Raw genomic sequence first — 16,231 nt, forward strand, 5'->3', positions numbered from 1 at the left:
TTGCCCGTCCATTGCCGCCGCTACGCCATCAACGCCGCGCGACTCGGCCTCGAGGCGACGGGATGCGAGCGCATGGTAGTGCGCAGAAAGCTCGCATCCCGCGAAGTCCAGCCCGCGGCGAATCGCGGCCGCGCCCGTCGACCCCGAGCCTGTAAAGGGATCGAGGACTAGCCCGCTCGGCACGTAGGCCAGGGCGGCCTCCATGACACGAACCGGCTTCTCGGTCAGGTGAAGGCGCCTCGCCGTCCCGACCGGGGCACACGCCACCTCCGGCGCCTCGCTCTCGAAGGTCCCAGGCAGACACGGCCCGGCCAACGGGAGCGCGCCCTTGCTCCCCCAAACGAAGAACTCCGCATCCCCCGGAATCGCCTGAGTCGTAGGACGAGGCGCCCAGCTTCATCCAGATTGCGATGCTGCGCCAGACGAAGCCGCCGGCCTGGATCGCATCGCAGACCGCCGGGAGTTGCCTCCAGTCAGTAGCGATCAGCACGCGCGCGCCAGGGCGCAGTACTCGATGCGCGTCGGTCAACCAGAGAGCGAGCCAGCGCTCAAAGGACCGCTGATCGCGGTTGTCCCCGCTGAAGGTCTCCGTGACCTCGGCCGCCCCGCTCGCGCGGTACTTTGCCGACGGATCCGCCATCCGATCCCCGCGCGTGAATCCGCCCGACGAATACGGCGGATCCGTAACGAGAGCATCGGCGCTCGCGCTTGGGAGAGAGCGAAGCCACTCCCACGCCTCACCGTGGTGGATCGACCAGCTCACGGCAGCCCCCCAAGCCACGCGCGGACGGCCGCGATCGTCGCGGGCGTCGAGGCGCCCGAGTAGCGCGCGCCCTCGATCGCCGTGATGCTTACGCCCGCCGCGCGAGCCGTCCGCTCGATGCTGGAGCGCGCGATCTCGCGCTCGAGGCGCTCGGCCTCGAGGTCGTTGAGGCGCGCGCTCCGCCGCGCAAGCCTCGCGTTGCACTCGCTGACGTCGCCTGCGCGCTCGTGTCGTCTTGCCTTCACGGCAGCACCCGCCCGATCGCGCGCGACCCGACCCGCCAGCGGTCGCGAGAGATGCGCCCCGCGTGCGCCGAGCCGCACGGCGCGCCAGCGTAGGCCGCGAGCGGCGACGACGGGCAGAGCGCGGCCGAGGCGCGCAGCCGGGCGAGGCCGATCCGAACGCAAAGCCGCGCGTCAGTGAGCACCTCGCGCGGCGCGGCGTGCAGCTGCATCGCGCAGAGCGCGCGGCCCTGGTCGCCGACGACGCCGAGCCTGTTGGACGACTCGCGGAACGCGACGCCCACCGCCCACGTCACTTCGTCCCATGTGTGCGCCTCGGCGGCGATGGCAGCGGCGAGCGCGTCGACGTCGCCAGTCGGGGCGAGCGACCGCATGGCCATGGCGATGATGGCGGCGTCGGGGCTCATCGCGGCCCCCGGCCGAGCAGGCGGCGAGCGTCGCGCGCATCCTGCGCGTCGCGAGCTCGTGGAGCGCGACCATCACCACGAGCCCCACGGCGAACGCGGCGATCACTTCCGCACCGCCGGCACGATGTCGTAGGGGATGGGCCGCGTGAGCCGCTGCACCTCGCGCTCGAGGTACCAAATCGCCTTGCGAAGGTCCTCCACCTCGCGCGCGGGTCGCTCTCCGGCGCGCCAGATGTATTTGACCGCGTTTCCGCGGCAGAAGTTCATGTGCTCGGTCACCCGGATGCACTCGATGCCGCTGGCGTGGTTCCGGTAGTGCGCCGGGTTCGTGGGGTCGGCCGTCGGCCTCTTGCGCGCGGTCATGACGCCACCTTCTTCCGCCGCATCATGCGCGGCCCGTTGCCCGTCGCGAGCCACTCAGCGTGGCAGCCGAGCACCTCGGCGAGCCGCTCGAGCGTGGAGCGCTTCGGGGCCGTCTTGCCCGACTCGACCAGCGCGACGATGCGCGCCGAAAGACCCGCGGCGACGCCGAGCGCCCTCCGCGAGTAGCCTGCTTCGGCCCGCGTCTCCGCGAGCCGTTCACAAATTGTGTTTGCCATGCTCCAGTCCTAGCAGCGGGAATCTTTTTTCGCAAGGTGAGAAAAAAGGCATTGACGTTTTTCTCATGCTGGCGCATGCTCCGGGACATGGACGACGAGCACAACGACTGCAACGAATGCAACGGCGCGGGGAGTTTCGCCCCGGCCTATTTCGGGGAGCGCGAGGCTCCCGACTGCCGCGAGCGACTCCGCTGCGAGGGCTGCGACGGCACGGGCCGCGAGGGCGAGTTGTGAAGCTCCGCGGCCCCGTGCGCGGGTGGTTCCTCACGCTGGCGATGCGCGCCGGCGTGAGCGTGGAGGAGCTGCTCGCGATGCGGGCGGCCGACGTGGACGCCCTCCTGCGGGCGCGGAGGGTCTCATGAGCGAGACGGCGATTGCGACGGTGGGGCAGATGACGGCAGCGCCGACGACGGGCGAGGTGTTCGCGCCGCGCACCATGGCGGAGGCCTGGAAGCTCGCGCAGACGTTCCACGCGAGCGGCCTGCTGCCGCGTGGCATCGCGTCGCCCGAGGCGGCGTTTACGATCATCGCGACGGGCGCCGAGCTGGGCCTCTCGCCGATGGCGTCGCTGCGGTCGATCCACGTCATCGAGGGCAAGCCGGTGCTCAGCGCCGCGCTCATCGCGGGCATCGTCCAGCGGCGCCCCGATCTCTGCGAGGGGTTCGTGCTCGTCGAGTCGAGCGACACGATCGCCACCTACGAGACGACGCGCCGCGGGCAAGCCCCCAGTGCGCATGCCGTTCACCATCGAGCGGGGCGCGCGCGCGCCTGACCGATAAGGACAACTGGAAGAAGTACCCCCACGCGATGCTCCGGGCGAGGGCCAGCGCCGAGCTTGCGCGCGCGGTCTACCCCGATGTGGTGGGCGGGCTGTACGACCCCGACGAGATCCCGGGCGCCGAGGTGCGCACCGTCGAGCCTCGCCCGGTCGTACAGCCGCCCCCGCGGCGCACGCTCGCCGCCGCGTCGCCGGCCTCGAGCGCCGAGACGTTGCCCGCGCCGCCCGAGAGCGCCGAGGTGGTGTGCTCGCCCGTGGACACCGAGGCGCAGAACATCGCCCGGCTCGCCGAGCTGGCGACCGCCGGGGAGCTCGCCGCGTTCGCCGCGGACGTGCCCGCCGCCGAGAAGACGCCGCGCCTCCGTGCGGCGTTCACCGCGCGGCTCGCCGCCGTCCGGAGCGCGCAGTGAGCCGGCGCCGCATCACGGCGAGCGCCTCGGCGCGCGCCATCGCCTGCGGGTACTGGCTCGACGAGGCCGTGGATCTGCCCGTCGAGCCGGTGAACGACGCGATGAGCGAGGGGGACAAGCTCCACAAGCTCATCGAGGAGGACGACGGGACCGACACCTACGCGATCGAGAACTGCTTGGACACGCGGCTTCGCGCAGCGCAACTCTACCTGCGCGAGCACTGCCCGCAGGACCACGGGCGCGAACAGGCGTACGGATACGACGGCGAGCGCGCGCGCTTCCTCGGCGTCGGCCGCGAGGTCTACGCCGCGCACCCTACCTGCACGGTCACGGGGACGGCTGACGTGGTGGCCCACCTCGGCGGGGGCCACTGGCTCGTAGCCGACTGGAAATCAGGCGAGCACGGCGCGCGGCACGCTCGCGAGCAGCTGCGCACCCTCGGCGCGCTCGTGCTCGCGGCGTACGGGGGCGAGCATGCGAGCCTTCACGCGGTGCACCTCGAGCACAACCAGGCCGCCAAGGTCTACGACCACGGCAGCATCGACGCGATGGACGCGGCGGCGCTGCTCCACGAGCTCCACACGCGCCAGCCCGGCCCGCCCGTGCCCGGCGACCACTGCGGCGACGCCTACTGTCCGCTGCGCGGTCGCTGCCCGGCGTTCGTCGCGACGGCCGAGCAGCTCGCAGCCCCCGACGTCGTCGAGCTTGTCCGTGAGCGGCGGAACCCGCTCGTGGTGGGCATCGTCGACGACGACACGGCGCGGCTCGCGGTCGACTTGCTGCCGCTCGTGGAGAAGCGCCTCCGACGTTGAAGGCCGACCTACGCGAGTACGCCGAGCGCCAGCCTGGCGAGGCGCTCGACCTGCTCGACGGCGGCGTTACGCGGCCGTGCGGCAATCGCGACAGGGCATCGACGCGAAGGCGGCGCTCGCGCTCGCCGAGCGCGCGGGCGCTGCGAAAGAGGACCTCGCGGCGTGCCTCACGTCGTCGAGCTTCCCAGTCTGGAAACGAATCGGAACGAAGCGAAAGGCGGCATCATGATTTCAGCGACAGTGGCAGGGCGACTCGGGGCGGACGCGCAGATGCGCGAGGTGGGCAGCGATGACCTGTGCGAGTTCTCGCTCGCGGTCGACGAGCGCGTAAAGGGAGAGAGGCGCACTACGTGGGTGCGCTGCACGCTCTGGGGCAAGCGCGGCGCGGCGCTCGCTCCCCACCTGCGCAAGGGCGACGCGGTGACCGTCGTTGGCGCGCTCAGCGTGCGGCTATTCGAGTCGAAGAAGGACGGCTCCACGCAGGCCAGCGTGGAGGTGAAGGTCAGCGAGGTCACGCTCCAGGGCAGCGCGGGCGAGCCCCGCGGCCAGGCCCCGACGCGGCAGGCGCAGCGAGCGCCGACGCGCGCCGAGCCCGACTTTGAAGACTCGGAGATCCCTTTTTAGACGCAGTGCGCCATGGCCGAATGGGTTGCACGGGTTCGATTCCCGGCCGGCCCTCGAAGGGAGTGGAGAACATGGGATACGCAAAGCCGGTGAAGATTGATGCGCTGATAGGGCGGACGTTCGCCAGTGTCACGGAGACAGACGCGACGGTCACCTTCGCCGGAGACGGCGGGCCGTCCTACCGGCTGGAGCACATGCAGGATTGCTGCGAGTCGGTATGGCTCGAGGACGTGACTGGCGACCTCGCTGACCTCGTGGGCTCCCCCATCGCCATGGCCGAGGAGTCGACTGATAAAGGTGCGCCCGGCGACGAGAGCACCACGTGGACCCTTCTACAAGCTCGGGACGGCCAAGGGGTACGTGACCCTGCGATGGTGCGGCATGTCGAACGGGTACTACGGCGAAGAGGTTGACCTGTTCGAGCTTGAGGGAGATTCGAGATGAGCAAGAGAGAAGTCATCGCCTACGCCATCACTCACGCGCCGAAGGGCGTGAAGGGTGGGCCGTATGAGGGATGCGGAGCCATCGGAGGCGCAAGCGCGCATCTCGGGTGTGCGCTACGGTGGCCGGATGCGGGCGGCGGGATGTGGGCGCGCGATGCGCTTGCCTCCGTTCGCCGCAGCGTCCCCACCGCCCGAGTCATCCGCATCGTGCGGGCGCGGCCCAGCGCAGAGCCCACGCAGCAGCCCAGCGAGGCGAGCGCCGTCGCGGTGCTGCGGGAGTTGGTGGCGTGGGACGACCAGCCGCGCGGCGAGATAAGGCCGTTCGCTCCCATCATAGACCGCGCCCGCCGCGTCCTCGCCGCCGCCGGCCCCGACCCCTCGGAGGTGGTGCGGGCGGCGATGCGCTACCTAGACCACGGGGACGACGGTCGCCTCGGGTCGGCATGGGTGAAATTTCGCGAGGCCGTGGACGCGTACCGAAAGGCTGGTGGGAAGTGAGCGAGCCAATCATCATCGAGACCCCCGCACCGCCGACGCGCGAGCGTCTTGTGTTGGTGCCGCCGTCGTGCGTCACCGAGGAGTACGAGAGCCAGGCAGGTCCGCGGCTCGGCATCACGGGCGGCGTGGCCCGCGACGCCACCCCCGCCGACCTGGAGCGCGCGGGGTATGTGACGGGGGAGATGCTCGCAGAGCATGTGCGTATCGTCTGGGCCGCCGGGCAGGAGGCCGAGCCGGTGGGCGTGGCGATGCTCCGCAGGCTGAAGGACCGCGCCGAGAAGGCGGAGCGGGAGCTTGCTGAGACGGAGAGCCACGCGGAGATGCGAGCGCGCATCCTGACCGCACGCGCCGAGAAGGCAGAGCGGGAGCGGGACGACCTGCTCGCGAGGATCAACCAGGCGGAGGAGGCGGCGCGCGCCCTCCGCGCCGAGCTCGCCCGCCTCACCGCGCTGGACCGCGCGACGGATGACGAGCTGGTGGACCTGTACCGCAAAATCTACGAGACCCACGGCGGCGGGACCATCTCCGTTTCGCACGACGACTGCCGCCGCGCCGGAGTCCGCACCCTCGCCGCCCGCGTGCGGCAGGAGCGGTGCCTCGTCGCGCAGGCGGTGGGGATGGGGACTGGAGTCACAATCTCGCGGACGAGCGAGCGGGTGCCAGGCACCACGGGCATGTGGGACGTGTACGTCACGCGCCGACCCGACGTGCCCGGCGAGCATTACGCGTACGGCGTCCCCACCGCCGACGTGCCCGCGACGCTGGCCCGCCTGCTCGGGGAGGTGTCGCGTGGCTGACCTGAAGACGACGCAGGAGCGGCGCGACCGGTTTCGCGAGTGGCTGCACGACGACACACGAGACCACCTCAGCATCCGCGCGTGGTGCGTGGCCGAGGACGCGTGCGACGACGTCGACACCCTGATCGCAGAGAACGCGCGGCTTCGGGCGGTCGCGGAGGCGGCTCGGGACGCGTGCAACATCGCCCTCAACGACGCGGGGCCCGAGGCGTTCGCGACGATCGCCGAGCTGCGCCGCGCCCTCGCCGCACTGGGGGAGCCGTGAGGTTCGAGGTGGCCGCGTCCGCAGACGATAGGACGGTTGACGCCGAGGGCCCGCAGGATGCGGCCGAGACGTACGCCGCCCAGCGAGGGCTTCGCGAGCCCATACGGGTGTGGGTGCGCGAGCCCGGCGCGCCTGACTGGACCATGTGGACCGTCGAGCCCGTCACCACCTACCGAGCAAGGCCAGCGTGAGGCCCTGGCCCGCATGCTCGGAGAGGTGTCGCGTGGCTGACCTGAAGGCGAGCCCGCTGGATAGGCTGTATCTGGTCGGCGCGATCCGTCGCATGGGCGAGCGGACCGGAGCGGCGGCCGAGCGCATCATCGACGACCTCGACACCCTCCTCGCCGAGAACGCGCGGCTTCGGGCGGTCGCGGAGGCGGCGCGGGAGTACCGCGCGATGGAGGCGCCTGGCCTGGACATGTGCCGCGACAACGCGCGCGACGTCCTCGACGAAGCCATCGAAGCCCTGGAGGCCCCATGAAGACCCTCGACGAATTGGACGCACTCCACGCGGAGGATGCGGAGAGGATCCGCGAAGAGTTGCGCACAACAGGGCGCCACTACACGGAGCCACACGAGTACTTGCACGACGCCTGGCCCGCCTTCTCCGCGCGGCTCCGGGCTGCGGAGGCGGAGGTGGAGCGGCTGCGGGCGCTGTCCGCTGAGGCCCGCGACATGCTGCGAGACATGCCGTGGCGGCGTGGCGGCGACGCTCTCGTCACCCGACTGGACCGCGCCGCACTGGGGGAGCCGTGAGCCCTTACGTGGAGTGCAGGCACTGCGGGTGCTGGCACTACACGCGCGGCAAGCGGAAGTGCTCGTCGCCTCACGGGCACGACTTCACCCCGCCCGACCCCTTCGCGTGCTGCGGCGGCAACGACGAGAGGCGGCCGCACCACTGCTCGGACTGCCCCAAGCACCCGTGGGTGAGCGAGCCCGACCCGCGGTGCGTGGAGTTCTCGGGCGTGTGTCCGCACTCAGAGGACCCCTAGTCATGGCCACCCCCGTAGACCCCACGCCCTACGCGGGCCCCACGGACCTCGTCACGGCGGCGGATGTGGCGCGGTGGCTCCACGAGATCGACGACGATGGCGACATCACCGGCGGCGATCCCATGTGGCTCACCATCTCGCGCCTAGACGCCCGCCTCGACCGCGAGCGCCGGCAGGCGTGCCGGCGGGGGGCGCTGGACTGCTGGCGGGGAGCGATGGTCTGCCTCGGGGACGCGTCGGGGAAACGCGTGCGACGCGTGGGGCGCAGCCTCGGCACGCTGCCGCTCATCGCGCTCGACGCCGTCCTGCCGCGCAACCACTGGCGGGCGACGTTCGTCCTGCTCGATCGCGCCCTCGCCTTCCGCGCCGCCGCGAGGGCGAAGTGAGCGCGGCTCCGTGGCTCGACTGTCCCGAATGCGGCGATCCGCTCATCGAGGCGCAGACCCGGGGGCGCGTGGACCGCGACGGAAACGAAATCCAGCACCGAACCGCCTGCCGCTGCCGATGGTGTGACTGGCGATGGATCGACGACGGCGTCACTACGTTCCGGTGCGCGTGCGGGACGTTCGCGCAGGTCTACGCCGACGATGGCGTCGCGTTCGTGCGCGAGGTGACCGACCCCACCGCCGCGAGGCAGCCGTGAGGCATCGCACGCCTCCGAGCCCGAAGGCGATGGCCGCCGCCGGCTGGACACGCGAGCCGGGGCCGCCGGGCAAGTGCAACGCGCGTTGGGCTCACGTTCGGGGTTGGCGCATCGAGCACTGCGGCCATCCGACGGCGAATCACCCGTGGGCCCTGTACGCGCCCGACCGGCGCATGATCTTGACCGGAGTGCAGTACGGCAACCCGCCGACCTTTGGGACCGCGTGGGACGGCCTAGCCGACGTGATCGAGTGGGTCGCCTCGGCACCCGCGCGCGCCTTCGAGGTACAGCCGTGACGGCGTGCGAGGCCCACGGCGCGCGCCCGGTCCGCTGCCCGTGGCACGGCACGCACGAGCGGTGCGTCGTCGCGCGGGGGACCGAGCCGCGCCTGTTCGCCTACGGCGGCCGGTGCGCGCCGTGACGCAGCTCTCCCTCGACCTGCCGCGCGCGTGGCCGTGCGATCGCGTCCTGCTGCCGCGACAGTGGCACGCGGCGCTCGGCTACGTGCTCACCGTGCCGCACCACACGCCCGACGGGCGGCCCGTCGACACGTACTCCGTCGGCCGCCGCGTCGAGAAGCTCCTCGAGCCGCGATGCCGCTCGGGCGAACTAAACGTGCAGACTGCACGCGAGGAAGCCGCAAAGCTCGCTGAGGCCATCGTGCGCGCCATGAAGCCGCCGAGGGCGCGCCCGTGAACCTCCCGCCCGAGGTGGCGGCGGAGCTGCGCCGACGCGGCGCGGGGCATCCTCGCGGCGCCTCGGGGGTGGTGGCGGAGCTACTCGCCGCGCGCGAAGACTAGGCCTCGCCCGGCTCGTCACGCTCCCCGAGCGCCGCGTCCACCACGTGCGTGCCGTGCACCGGGCCGCCCATGTCCAGCGTCGTGCCCTCTGGAGGTAGCCCGAAGAAGGCCCGCAGTTCGTCCACGTTGGCTGCTCGCACAAGATTGCGGTCGCAGTCGCCCACGATGCCCGGCACGCGAAAGCCCGCGTTCCCGCTGTACTGCAGCGCCGTCCAATCCTTCCACGGCGCGGTACGGCGGCGAAGGTCTGACGCCGCCGTGGGTGCCCACGACGTGCTGAGGCTGCGGTACTCGGCGAGGTGGAGCGGCTTGGCGATGAGCTTCGGGCGCCGCGCAATCTCCGGGTGGAGCCGCTCGGCGAGAAACGAGGTGTACGTGTAGAACGTCCCGTCTCCCGCACCCTCCGCGTCGAGGCCCTCAAAGAAGCCCGCGGCGAAGTCGCAGAGCTGCACGCTGCCCCACTCTTTCGGCGCGCTCTCGAGGTCCAACATCACGCGGGTCTGGTAGACGTCGCCAGCGCACGCGAACGCCTTGCGCGCCTGCGCCGCCGGATCGCCCTGCTGGACGCGGGCGAACGCGTAGACGCTCGTGATGATGCCCGCGCCGGAGAGCCGGCGAAGGTGCTCTTGGACCTCGGGGTCGCAGTAGCCGAGCCCCTCGGAGGCCTTCGCCCACGCGGCGAGGAAGCCCGCGGCTCGCACGGCGTCGGCGTCCTCGACGACCTGGACGCGCGACACGTCGATCGCGTCGACGTAGTCGGGGAGGCGGAGGCCGGGGAGGCTGGTCACGGGGCCTCTTTCGTGGCGAGCAGGCGGAGCACCTTGCGCTCATTCACCGCCCATTGGAGCTGGATCGCGTCGCGCTTCCAGTGGTCCAGCGTGGCGCGGATTCGCTTCACGTCGGCGCGAGCCTCGGCCGCGGTGTCGCGCATCGCCCCGCGCTCCCCGTCGCGCCCGTCGTGGGCCCAGAAGTCATACGCCGCCTCGGGCAGGATCCGCCTCACGGACACGACGCCCCCGCCCTCTCGCGCGCCTCGCGCATGGCCCGGGCGCGCTCGCCGGCCACGCGCGCGCGGAACGTGTAAGCCGGGCTTACAAGTCGCGCCTGGTCGTAGGCCGCGAGGCCGCGCAGGTCGGCGGTCTCAGCGGTCCTCGCCCGCTGCCGCGCCTCGACGCACCACGAGCAGAGACACTGGCCGCTCACGTGTCCTCCCTCAGCGCCGCGAACTTCGCGCGCGCGTGGATGCTCGCGAGCCGCTCGGTCGCGACAAACAGCGCCTCGCGCTCGGCCTCGGTGCCGCTCTCGCGGATCAGTTCGACGACGCTCTCGAGGGCGGAGAGCACGGACAGCAGGATGGCCGTCACGGCACGCACCGCCCCGAGTAGGCCCGCCCGTAGCGCGCGGCGACGCGCTGGCGGCACGCGACGTAGCCGGGGCAGGTGCTCGCCTGCACCGCGCACGCCTCGAGGGCCGCCCCGTAGGCCGCGACCTCGGCGGCCGTCTGCGCGCGCGGCGTGCAGCCGAGGAGGAGCGGGCCGACGAAGATCATGGCGAGCGCGGCGACGAGCAGGGCAGCGACGAAGGCGCGGAGCGTGTGAATTCTGAGCTTCTTCATGGGACTCCGATCATGGCGTGGGCGGCACCGAACGCGGCGCACGCGGACAGGCTGCCGGCGAGCGCGGCCGCGATGGTGGCGGCGAGCAGAAGGCGCGTCGTCGAGGGGCGCGACCCGAAGAGTCCTGACAGGCGCCGCACGAGCGGCGAAGGCTCGTAGACCACCCCTGCGGGCAGCCCCTCGCTCGCGGGCACGACGACCAGGCGCGCGAGGTGCTTCGTGAGCGTCGCGTTCACCGCGCGCTGCTCCGCGACGAACGCCTCGACGAGCCCCCGGTGCGCCGCGGCCTCGCGCCCCTGCTCGTCGAGGAGCGCGAGCGTGCGGGTGTGCGCGGCGAGGGTCTGGCGCGAGGCCTCCTCAGCGACCTCGACCCTCCGTGGAGCTGGCGGTAGGCCTGGAGCAAGATTTGGACGAGCGTGCCGAGCGCGACGAAGGCGCCCAGGACTTTCGGCGAGAGCTTGCCGGTGAGCGCGTGCACGAGGGTGCTCGTATCGCTCGCGGCCGCCTTCGACGCGGCCTCGATGCGCGCGAGGCGCATCTCGTGCTCGCTGAGCCGCGCCTCCTGCGCGAGGTCAGTCTTGCTCGTGCGCGCGTCGAGCTCCGGGAGGCGCGCCGACAGGCGGAGCACCTCGACGCGCAGCTCGTCGAGCGCGGCGATATACGGGTCCTCACCCGCCCGGAGCTCCTCGAGCGACGAGCGCGGGATGGGCGTGGGCGCCTCCTCGCGAGGGAGCGCGGCAGGCCGGGGGAGCGTGGGGATTCGGTCGGGATCGTATGCCATGGTCAGAGTCCCAGTGAGGGGTAGCGAGTCGCGAAATAGCCCGCCTCGCGCGTTGTGAGCGCCGCGCCCGTGAGCGCCTGGCCGGGGAAGATCATCATCTCGACGAGGCGGAACTCAGCGACGTAGAGGCCGCCTCCGAGAGTGCCCATATACGATGGGTATCCAGCGGCGACGGGGCTTTGGTTGGTGCCGATGTTTCGTCACTCACGTTCGAGCCGTTGATGCGCACTCGGACGTTCCCGCCGTTGGTGTAACTCATCCATACGAGCCCCCATGCGCCCCATCCGCCGGGCCACACGACGGGAGTCGTTCCGCCCTCGGTCGAGGCGTCCGCGTTGGTGTGATGCACACCGAATTTGCACGTGCCGCCGTCGTCCATGAACGCATGGACCAGCTTCCCTTCCGCGTCGCCCCATATCGTCGAGTTGAGCCCGGTCGTTTTGCCGCCGCCGTCGACGCCAAAAACGTTCGCGCTTATCGGTTGGACGACATATGCAGCCGTGTAGCTCGCCGCCGTCGAATCGCCCGCACCGAGCAGCGTGCGGGCTTTGTCGCCAGACACGAGTAGAGGATACGTCGGCTCCCAGATAACGGAGTTGTGTCCGTTGAGTGCCGTCGACGGCTGGAATACGACGTCGCCGTACCCCGTTTGGTGGTCGTGGGCTGTGGTACTGCCGGACACGCCAGCACTTGCTTTGCTGGCCCACGACAGCGTCGCACCCGTGCCCGTCACGCTGTCGGAGCGGGAGCCACACGGACAGGTTGTCTGTTGCCGGATCGTGAGCCGCAGCGGCGCTCGATTTGATGAACGAGAACGGCGCGATCATGCCATTGCCTGGACTACCGAACCGTAGATCGAGGTGCCGTCGTGGACGAAGGTGTAGACGTCGATGCCGCTCGCGGTCTGCGTCGGTGCCGCGCCGCCAGCCCACTTTACCGTTGGCCATGTCAGCGTGGAGGCCGCGCCGGTCACGCGGACCACGATGACCATGCCGCTCGCCTGGTTCGAGAACGTGAACGTGTTCGCGCCGGCGGCGAGGGTCTTGGTTTGGACCGGGCCGAGCGACCAGTCGATCTCGAGCGCCGCGACCGCGATGGCCGCGCCCTGCGTTTGGCCGTTGATGAACGGGTTTGTCATCTGCGCCGTCGTGAGCGTCGGCGTGGTCAGCGTCGGCGAACTCGCGAATACGGCCGCACCCGTGCCCGTCTCGTCTGTGAGGGCGGCTCGCAGATTCGCGCTGGACGGAGTGCCAAGAAAGGTCTCCACGCCGGTACCGAATCCGGCAAGCTTCGACAGCGCGATAGCCGCCGACGCGTGCACGTCGGCATTCACGACCAGACTTGACGCCGCGTCCTGAACGCCGCCAACGATGTGCGGTATCCCGGTCCCGGTGGGCGTGGTGCCGCTGCCGCCACCACCGTGATCGTGAGCTGGTCGTTCGCTGCGTCGTCCACAGCAGTCACGCCAACAAGTTCACATAGCGGCGCGCGGTCTGCGCGACGCCCGCGATTTTGAGCAGGACGGGGAGGAGGTTGGGAAGCCAACTGGATGCGGCGAGAGTCATCGCTGGTACCTCCGAGTCGTGATGGTGAGGTAGGCGCCGCCCACGTCGAGATACGGCAGGGCGTTCGTGTTGCCCTCGTTCTGCACGAGCAAGAAGTACTCATAAGTCTGTGGCTTGACCGTGTTGTTCTGGTCTATCGCGGCGCCGGTGTCGATCGCGTGAGTCGCCTCGTACGCGCCGAGTCCGCCAGAGGTGTCGAGCGCGAAGCCGCCCGACTGGAGCGACGAGATCACGCCCGTACTGAGCCGCCGCCGGATGACGCAGATCCCGGGCATGAGCGCCGGGAGGCCGGCGTGCGCACCGGCGGGCGTGACGTACACCGTCGCGGCCGTGATGACGTCGTCGGTCTGCAGGTCGGTCAGGGGGAAGTACATGATGCGACCCTGCGCGCCGGCGTTGTACGCCGTATCGAACTTCAGCTCGTAACTGTACGCGCCACCGGCGACGACCACCGCGGTTTGAGCCGTGTCGCCTGCGGCGGCGGGGCCGGCGGAGACGTACGCCGCCGGCCGGTTCACGCCCCGATAGGTCGTGAACGCCACGCCAAGGGTACCGTAGTCATCGCGTACCCACCGGCCCGCGGTGCCGTCGCCCGACGCCAGGATCCACGGGCTATCCACCGTCGTCCGGAGTACGTGCCCGAGGTCACGAACACGTAGTGGCCCTCGCCTCGCACGAGCCTGGTGAGCCCGTGCGTCGGCACAAGGATCGCCGTGAGCGCGGCCGTGTCCGCGAGCACGTCGTGCTGATCCCAGATGGCGGCGAGGGGCGTGTTGACGTCCGCGGCGTCGATCATTGTCGCCGTCGGAGGATGGTGATTGCCGAGGCTGTGCCGTAGGTCGTGCTCATGTTCTTGTCCCGTCCCAGTAGTCTGCAGTTGAGTCGGGTCGCGACGTGAGCGCCGGCGACTACCTTCCGAGGCTTGCCCCACTGCCCGTCAGGCTCAGGTGCGGTCGGCGAGAACGGCTCTTGCATCGAAACCCAATGATTATGTTCACACCGCGTCCCGCGGGCTTCAGTCGCGACGATGCCGCGCCGCCGGCCACCTCGGAGGGCGTGGCGGTCGTTCCCCAGGTTTTCTCCGTGTCGCCCCAGGAGCTGGCAGAGCCCCAGTTCGCCGGTGGCTCCAGCGCGTGCCGGGATAGATGATGACCCAAAGCGCGCCCAGTTCGGCACCGCGACCGTGGGATTCCCAGTTCAGTTCCCCGTGTTGACGGTGTACGTCTCGGCACCGGCGGCGCTGCGAAACCAGATTCCCGCGCGCGTCGACGGTGCGGAACGACGAAGGCCCTGCTGTCGATGTCCACTATAGTTTCTGCATGAGCATGAAGGGGGCGCCGCGTTTCTTCGCGTCGTGGAAAGCCACCGCGAGGCGCGCCCGCGTAGCTCGTCGCAGTCTCGGGGCCGAGACTTTCGCGCAACGTGCGCCGGTCGAGGCCGATCGCCTCGAGGGCGCCCTCGACACCGAGCAACGCGGCCGTGTCGGGGTAGCTCGGACATGCCGAGATAGAGACACGGCTCCAAGCTCGCGTCAGACAGCTGAGGTCAAGCGAGTACTGCACGAACGTCGACTCAGCGCCGTCGTCGATGAGACCACGGGCCCGGACTGCTTATTTCGAGTGCGAAAGTCCATATCAGTACCGGGTCGTCCTCGAGGTGGATAGCCCCGTCACGGTGCCGAGCACTGCGACAGCCGTTGGTGAGCGGTGTGTCCCCGCTCCAGGACGGTCGCCGACATGAAGCCCTCCGGGATGGCCTTCACGGTCGACGGCCAGGATGTCGGACTGGTGGATCTTGCCCGGCCGTCGCGGGCGCAACGACGTCGCCGCCGATGGGGCGCGCCGAAGAGCTTTTTACCCCCGAGCGCGGTCCGACCGTCTTACGCACCTCGGCGACGGTTTCTTACGACTTGTAGAGCCAAAGCTCGTACGTGACCCCGATCGCTGACGTTCGCCGCTGCCGGCGCCACGAGGGTGTGAAGGCCCGGGAGGCACCACGTCACGACCGCTGACTGCGCAAGGCGACGTCGGCCGCCGAGAGCCGCCGGAGGGCCCCCGCAAGATACACAGTCACGACCCCTGTGGTGCTGTCGCCGTAGGTCCGAGCGCGCGTGATCATGGGCTGATGCCGCCGTGAGTCAGGATTCCGCGAAGTAGGCATATGCACCGCGCGCGCCGTCGGAAAGCTCGTGGCGTCCTGCATGTCCTTGCACTGCTGTTTCGTGGCGCTGGCGTCCTGCTCGTCGATGCCCCCGGCGGCCGTGGCGTTCGTGCGTCGCGCAATCCAGCGCGGTCTTGCACCAGTCCGCGTGATCTCCGAAGCTGCGCCGAGGCTGCCAGTATATCGTCGGCCACCACCGTCACGGCGAGCGTGGTCGGGGTGGCACCGAGCGTCCGCCCGTGGTGTTCCGGCCCGTCTTTGCGCAGTCGAGGACGCTGAAGGTCAGGTCTCCCGCGTCGATGATATGCCCGATTTCGTCGTCAGGCGTTGAATTCAGCGTGACCGTCGTTTCGGCGTACGTCGGATCAGGGCACGATCGCGCCGTACTGATGCTCGGCGTTCACCTTCCGAGCCACACGTCCTCGGGTGGTCGGGGAAGCCGCTGCAGATGTGCCGGCAACGTTCGCCTCGAGCGCCTTGAGCTTCGCCGAGAGCACGTGATAGAGGCTGCGCGTGGGGTCGCCCATCTGCCACGACGTGACGGGGAGCTTGATGCTCGTCGTGATGTTCAGTGCGTAGTTGTAGATGGTCGTGCGGGTCTCTTTGAGGATGAGCGAGGCAAGCGAGATGGTCATTGGATCCCTGGGATTTCGGCGCTCGCGAGACTGCGAGCACGAGGGTGAACGGCCCACAACGTCGTCTTCGCGAAGCGATGCTGATCATTAATACGGTGACCGCTGGGCCGGCAGTCACGCTGACCACCAGTGGCGATCGCCAAACTCGGTGCGCGGGTCCTTCGTCAGCTCGTTTTCGATCTTGCCCGGGAGCGAGGCCGCAAAGCTCGACGTGGCCGCGCTGCCGATGAGGCTCATGAGGTTGAGCCCGTACTTTTGCTCTTCGGGCCCGCCGAGGAGCGTGCCGCGCGTCGACGTCAGTCGCCGGTAAATATGCCACTGCGCGACGGCTCCACGCCAGGAACGAAGCGCTGATCGTGAGGCCGGTCGTGCGAAATGTCGTAGCCGAAGTACTCCAGACAT

At 70.2% G+C, this 16,231-nt stretch carries 31 protein-coding genes and 1 pseudogene; 16 read left to right on the top strand and 16 right to left on the bottom strand.

Translation table 11 applies throughout. The features are described from left to right. The 5 genes from IPQ09_30950 to IPQ09_30970 form a co-directional block, all read right to left on the bottom strand. Positions 1-204 (bottom strand): hypothetical protein (locus IPQ09_30950; protein ID MBL0198561.1); only part of this gene is annotated, 204 nt, incomplete at its 3' end. Between the two features lie 555 nt (positions 205-759). Further along, positions 760-1,008, bottom strand: coding sequence for a hypothetical protein (locus IPQ09_30955; protein ID MBL0198562.1), 249 nt, complete (start codon positions 1,006-1,008; stop codon positions 760-762). Next, entirely contained in the window at positions 1,005-1,412 is a 408-nt protein-coding gene (locus IPQ09_30960; GenBank protein ID MBL0198563.1) for a hypothetical protein, read from the bottom strand. Before IPQ09_30960 ends, IPQ09_30955 begins: the two co-directional genes overlap by 4 nt. 102 nt (positions 1,413-1,514) lie before the next feature. Further along, positions 1,515-1,775 carry a DUF3310 domain-containing protein gene (locus tag IPQ09_30965; GenBank protein MBL0198564.1) on the bottom strand — a complete coding sequence of 87 codons (261 nt, stop codon included), beginning with the start codon at positions 1,773-1,775 and terminating at the stop codon, positions 1,515-1,517. Next, complete coding sequence (locus IPQ09_30970) at positions 1,772-2,011, bottom strand: helix-turn-helix domain-containing protein (protein ID MBL0198565.1); 240 nt, start codon at positions 2,009-2,011, stop codon at positions 1,772-1,774. The genes IPQ09_30965 and IPQ09_30970 overlap by 4 nt, the downstream gene beginning before the upstream one ends. Before the next feature lie 75 nt (positions 2,012-2,086). Between IPQ09_30970 and IPQ09_30975 the strand changes: the two genes are divergently transcribed. The 16 genes and pseudogenes from IPQ09_30975 (at position 2,087) to IPQ09_31050 (ending at position 8,969) form a co-directional block, all read left to right on the top strand. Further along, on the top strand, positions 2,087-2,245 hold the full coding sequence (locus tag IPQ09_30975) for a hypothetical protein (GenBank protein ID MBL0198566.1): 159 nt from the start codon (positions 2,087-2,089) through the stop codon (positions 2,243-2,245). 124 nt (positions 2,246-2,369) lie between these two features. After that, positions 2,370-2,783 (top strand): hypothetical protein, encoded by a 414-nt coding sequence (locus IPQ09_30980; protein ID MBL0198567.1) that lies wholly within the window; start codon positions 2,370-2,372, stop codon positions 2,781-2,783. Between the two features lie 35 nt (positions 2,784-2,818). Beyond that, positions 2,819-3,199 carry a hypothetical protein gene (locus IPQ09_30985; protein MBL0198568.1) on the top strand — a complete coding sequence of 127 codons (381 nt, stop codon included), beginning with the start codon at positions 2,819-2,821 and terminating at the stop codon, positions 3,197-3,199. Further along, entirely contained in the window at positions 3,196-4,011 is an 816-nt protein-coding gene (locus tag IPQ09_30990) for a PD-(D/E)XK nuclease family protein (GenBank protein ID MBL0198569.1), read from the top strand. The genes IPQ09_30985 and IPQ09_30990 overlap by 4 nt, the downstream gene beginning before the upstream one ends. 225 nt (positions 4,012-4,236) lie before the next feature. Further along, the gene (locus tag IPQ09_30995) at positions 4,237-4,635 is read left to right on the top strand and encodes a single-stranded DNA-binding protein (GenBank protein MBL0198570.1); all 399 of its coding nucleotides are present in this window, start codon (positions 4,237-4,239) and stop codon (positions 4,633-4,635) included. Positions 4,636-4,706: 71 nt separating this feature from the next. Next, a pseudogene (locus IPQ09_31000) lies at positions 4,707-5,079 on the top strand (hypothetical protein). Next, positions 5,076-5,576: a hypothetical protein gene (locus IPQ09_31005; protein MBL0198571.1), complete on the top strand. Its 501-nt coding sequence runs from the start codon at positions 5,076-5,078 to the stop codon at positions 5,574-5,576. The pseudogene IPQ09_31000 and the gene IPQ09_31005 overlap by 4 nt, the downstream one beginning before the upstream one ends. Further along, on the top strand, positions 5,573-6,373 hold the full coding sequence (locus tag IPQ09_31010) for a hypothetical protein (GenBank protein ID MBL0198572.1): 801 nt from the start codon (positions 5,573-5,575) through the stop codon (positions 6,371-6,373). The genes IPQ09_31005 and IPQ09_31010 overlap by 4 nt, the downstream gene beginning before the upstream one ends. After that, positions 6,366-6,638, top strand: a complete 273-nt coding sequence (locus IPQ09_31015; protein ID MBL0198573.1) for a hypothetical protein — start codon at positions 6,366-6,368, stop codon at positions 6,636-6,638. Before IPQ09_31010 ends, IPQ09_31015 begins: the two co-directional genes overlap by 8 nt. Before the next feature lie 223 nt (positions 6,639-6,861). Next, a complete protein-coding gene (locus IPQ09_31020) occupies positions 6,862-7,119 on the top strand; it encodes a hypothetical protein (GenBank protein MBL0198574.1) in 258 nt (85 codons plus the stop codon). Beyond that, positions 7,116-7,394, top strand: a complete 279-nt coding sequence (locus tag IPQ09_31025; protein MBL0198575.1) for a hypothetical protein — start codon at positions 7,116-7,118, stop codon at positions 7,392-7,394. Before IPQ09_31020 ends, IPQ09_31025 begins: the two co-directional genes overlap by 4 nt. Then, positions 7,391-7,630 (top strand): hypothetical protein, encoded by a 240-nt coding sequence (locus IPQ09_31030; GenBank protein ID MBL0198576.1) that lies wholly within the window; start codon positions 7,391-7,393, stop codon positions 7,628-7,630. The genes IPQ09_31025 and IPQ09_31030 overlap by 4 nt, the downstream gene beginning before the upstream one ends. 2 nt (positions 7,631-7,632) lie before the next feature. Next, positions 7,633-8,016, top strand: a complete 384-nt coding sequence (locus tag IPQ09_31035; GenBank protein ID MBL0198577.1) for a hypothetical protein — start codon at positions 7,633-7,635, stop codon at positions 8,014-8,016. Beyond that, a complete protein-coding gene (locus IPQ09_31040; GenBank protein MBL0198578.1) occupies positions 8,013-8,273 on the top strand; it encodes a hypothetical protein in 261 nt (86 codons plus the stop codon). Before IPQ09_31035 ends, IPQ09_31040 begins: the two co-directional genes overlap by 4 nt. Beyond that, positions 8,270-8,569 carry a hypothetical protein gene (locus IPQ09_31045; protein ID MBL0198579.1) on the top strand — a complete coding sequence of 100 codons (300 nt, stop codon included), beginning with the start codon at positions 8,270-8,272 and terminating at the stop codon, positions 8,567-8,569. The genes IPQ09_31040 and IPQ09_31045 overlap by 4 nt, the downstream gene beginning before the upstream one ends. A 121-nt stretch (positions 8,570-8,690) precedes the next feature. After that, complete coding sequence (locus IPQ09_31050) at positions 8,691-8,969, top strand: hypothetical protein (protein MBL0198580.1); 279 nt, start codon at positions 8,691-8,693, stop codon at positions 8,967-8,969. Positions 8,970-9,069: 100 nt separating this feature from the next. Here IPQ09_31050 and IPQ09_31055 read toward each other — a convergent pair whose 3' ends face one another. From IPQ09_31055 to IPQ09_31105, 11 genes are all read right to left on the bottom strand, one after another. Next, the gene (locus tag IPQ09_31055; protein MBL0198581.1) at positions 9,070-9,861 is read right to left on the bottom strand and encodes a hypothetical protein; all 792 of its coding nucleotides are present in this window, start codon (positions 9,859-9,861) and stop codon (positions 9,070-9,072) included. After that, positions 9,858-10,082 carry a hypothetical protein gene (locus tag IPQ09_31060; protein ID MBL0198582.1) on the bottom strand — a complete coding sequence of 75 codons (225 nt, stop codon included), beginning with the start codon at positions 10,080-10,082 and terminating at the stop codon, positions 9,858-9,860. The genes IPQ09_31055 and IPQ09_31060 overlap by 4 nt, the downstream gene beginning before the upstream one ends. After that, complete coding sequence (locus IPQ09_31065; protein MBL0198583.1) at positions 10,073-10,276, bottom strand: hypothetical protein; 204 nt, start codon at positions 10,274-10,276, stop codon at positions 10,073-10,075. Before IPQ09_31065 ends, IPQ09_31060 begins: the two co-directional genes overlap by 10 nt. Then, the gene (locus IPQ09_31070; GenBank protein MBL0198584.1) at positions 10,273-10,437 is read right to left on the bottom strand and encodes a hypothetical protein; all 165 of its coding nucleotides are present in this window, start codon (positions 10,435-10,437) and stop codon (positions 10,273-10,275) included. Before IPQ09_31070 ends, IPQ09_31065 begins: the two co-directional genes overlap by 4 nt. After that, on the bottom strand, positions 10,434-10,688 hold the full coding sequence (locus tag IPQ09_31075) for a hypothetical protein (protein ID MBL0198585.1): 255 nt from the start codon (positions 10,686-10,688) through the stop codon (positions 10,434-10,436). The genes IPQ09_31070 and IPQ09_31075 overlap by 4 nt, the downstream gene beginning before the upstream one ends. Beyond that, complete coding sequence (locus tag IPQ09_31080; GenBank protein MBL0198586.1) at positions 10,685-10,924, bottom strand: hypothetical protein; 240 nt, start codon at positions 10,922-10,924, stop codon at positions 10,685-10,687. The genes IPQ09_31075 and IPQ09_31080 overlap by 4 nt, the downstream gene beginning before the upstream one ends. Further along, on the bottom strand, positions 10,921-11,469 hold the full coding sequence (locus IPQ09_31085; GenBank protein ID MBL0198587.1) for a hypothetical protein: 549 nt from the start codon (positions 11,467-11,469) through the stop codon (positions 10,921-10,923). The genes IPQ09_31080 and IPQ09_31085 overlap by 4 nt, the downstream gene beginning before the upstream one ends. Positions 11,470-11,563: 94 nt before the next feature. Continuing rightward, on the bottom strand, positions 11,564-12,031 hold the full coding sequence (locus IPQ09_31090; GenBank protein MBL0198588.1) for a hypothetical protein: 468 nt from the start codon (positions 12,029-12,031) through the stop codon (positions 11,564-11,566). A 261-nt stretch (positions 12,032-12,292) separates the two neighbouring features. After that, positions 12,293-12,802 carry a hypothetical protein gene (locus tag IPQ09_31095; GenBank protein MBL0198589.1) on the bottom strand — a complete coding sequence of 170 codons (510 nt, stop codon included), beginning with the start codon at positions 12,800-12,802 and terminating at the stop codon, positions 12,293-12,295. A 228-nt stretch (positions 12,803-13,030) separates the two neighbouring features. Beyond that, on the bottom strand, positions 13,031-13,654 hold the full coding sequence (locus tag IPQ09_31100; protein MBL0198590.1) for a hypothetical protein: 624 nt from the start codon (positions 13,652-13,654) through the stop codon (positions 13,031-13,033). A 1,905-nt stretch (positions 13,655-15,559) separates the two neighbouring features. Then, on the bottom strand, positions 15,560-15,829 hold the full coding sequence (locus IPQ09_31105) for a hypothetical protein (GenBank protein ID MBL0198591.1): 270 nt from the start codon (positions 15,827-15,829) through the stop codon (positions 15,560-15,562). Positions 15,830-16,231 lie beyond the last annotated feature (402 nt).

It is taken from the genome of Myxococcales bacterium, assembly GCA_016720545.1.
Taxonomy (GTDB): domain Bacteria; phylum Myxococcota_A; class Polyangia; order Polyangiales; family Polyangiaceae; genus JAAFHV01.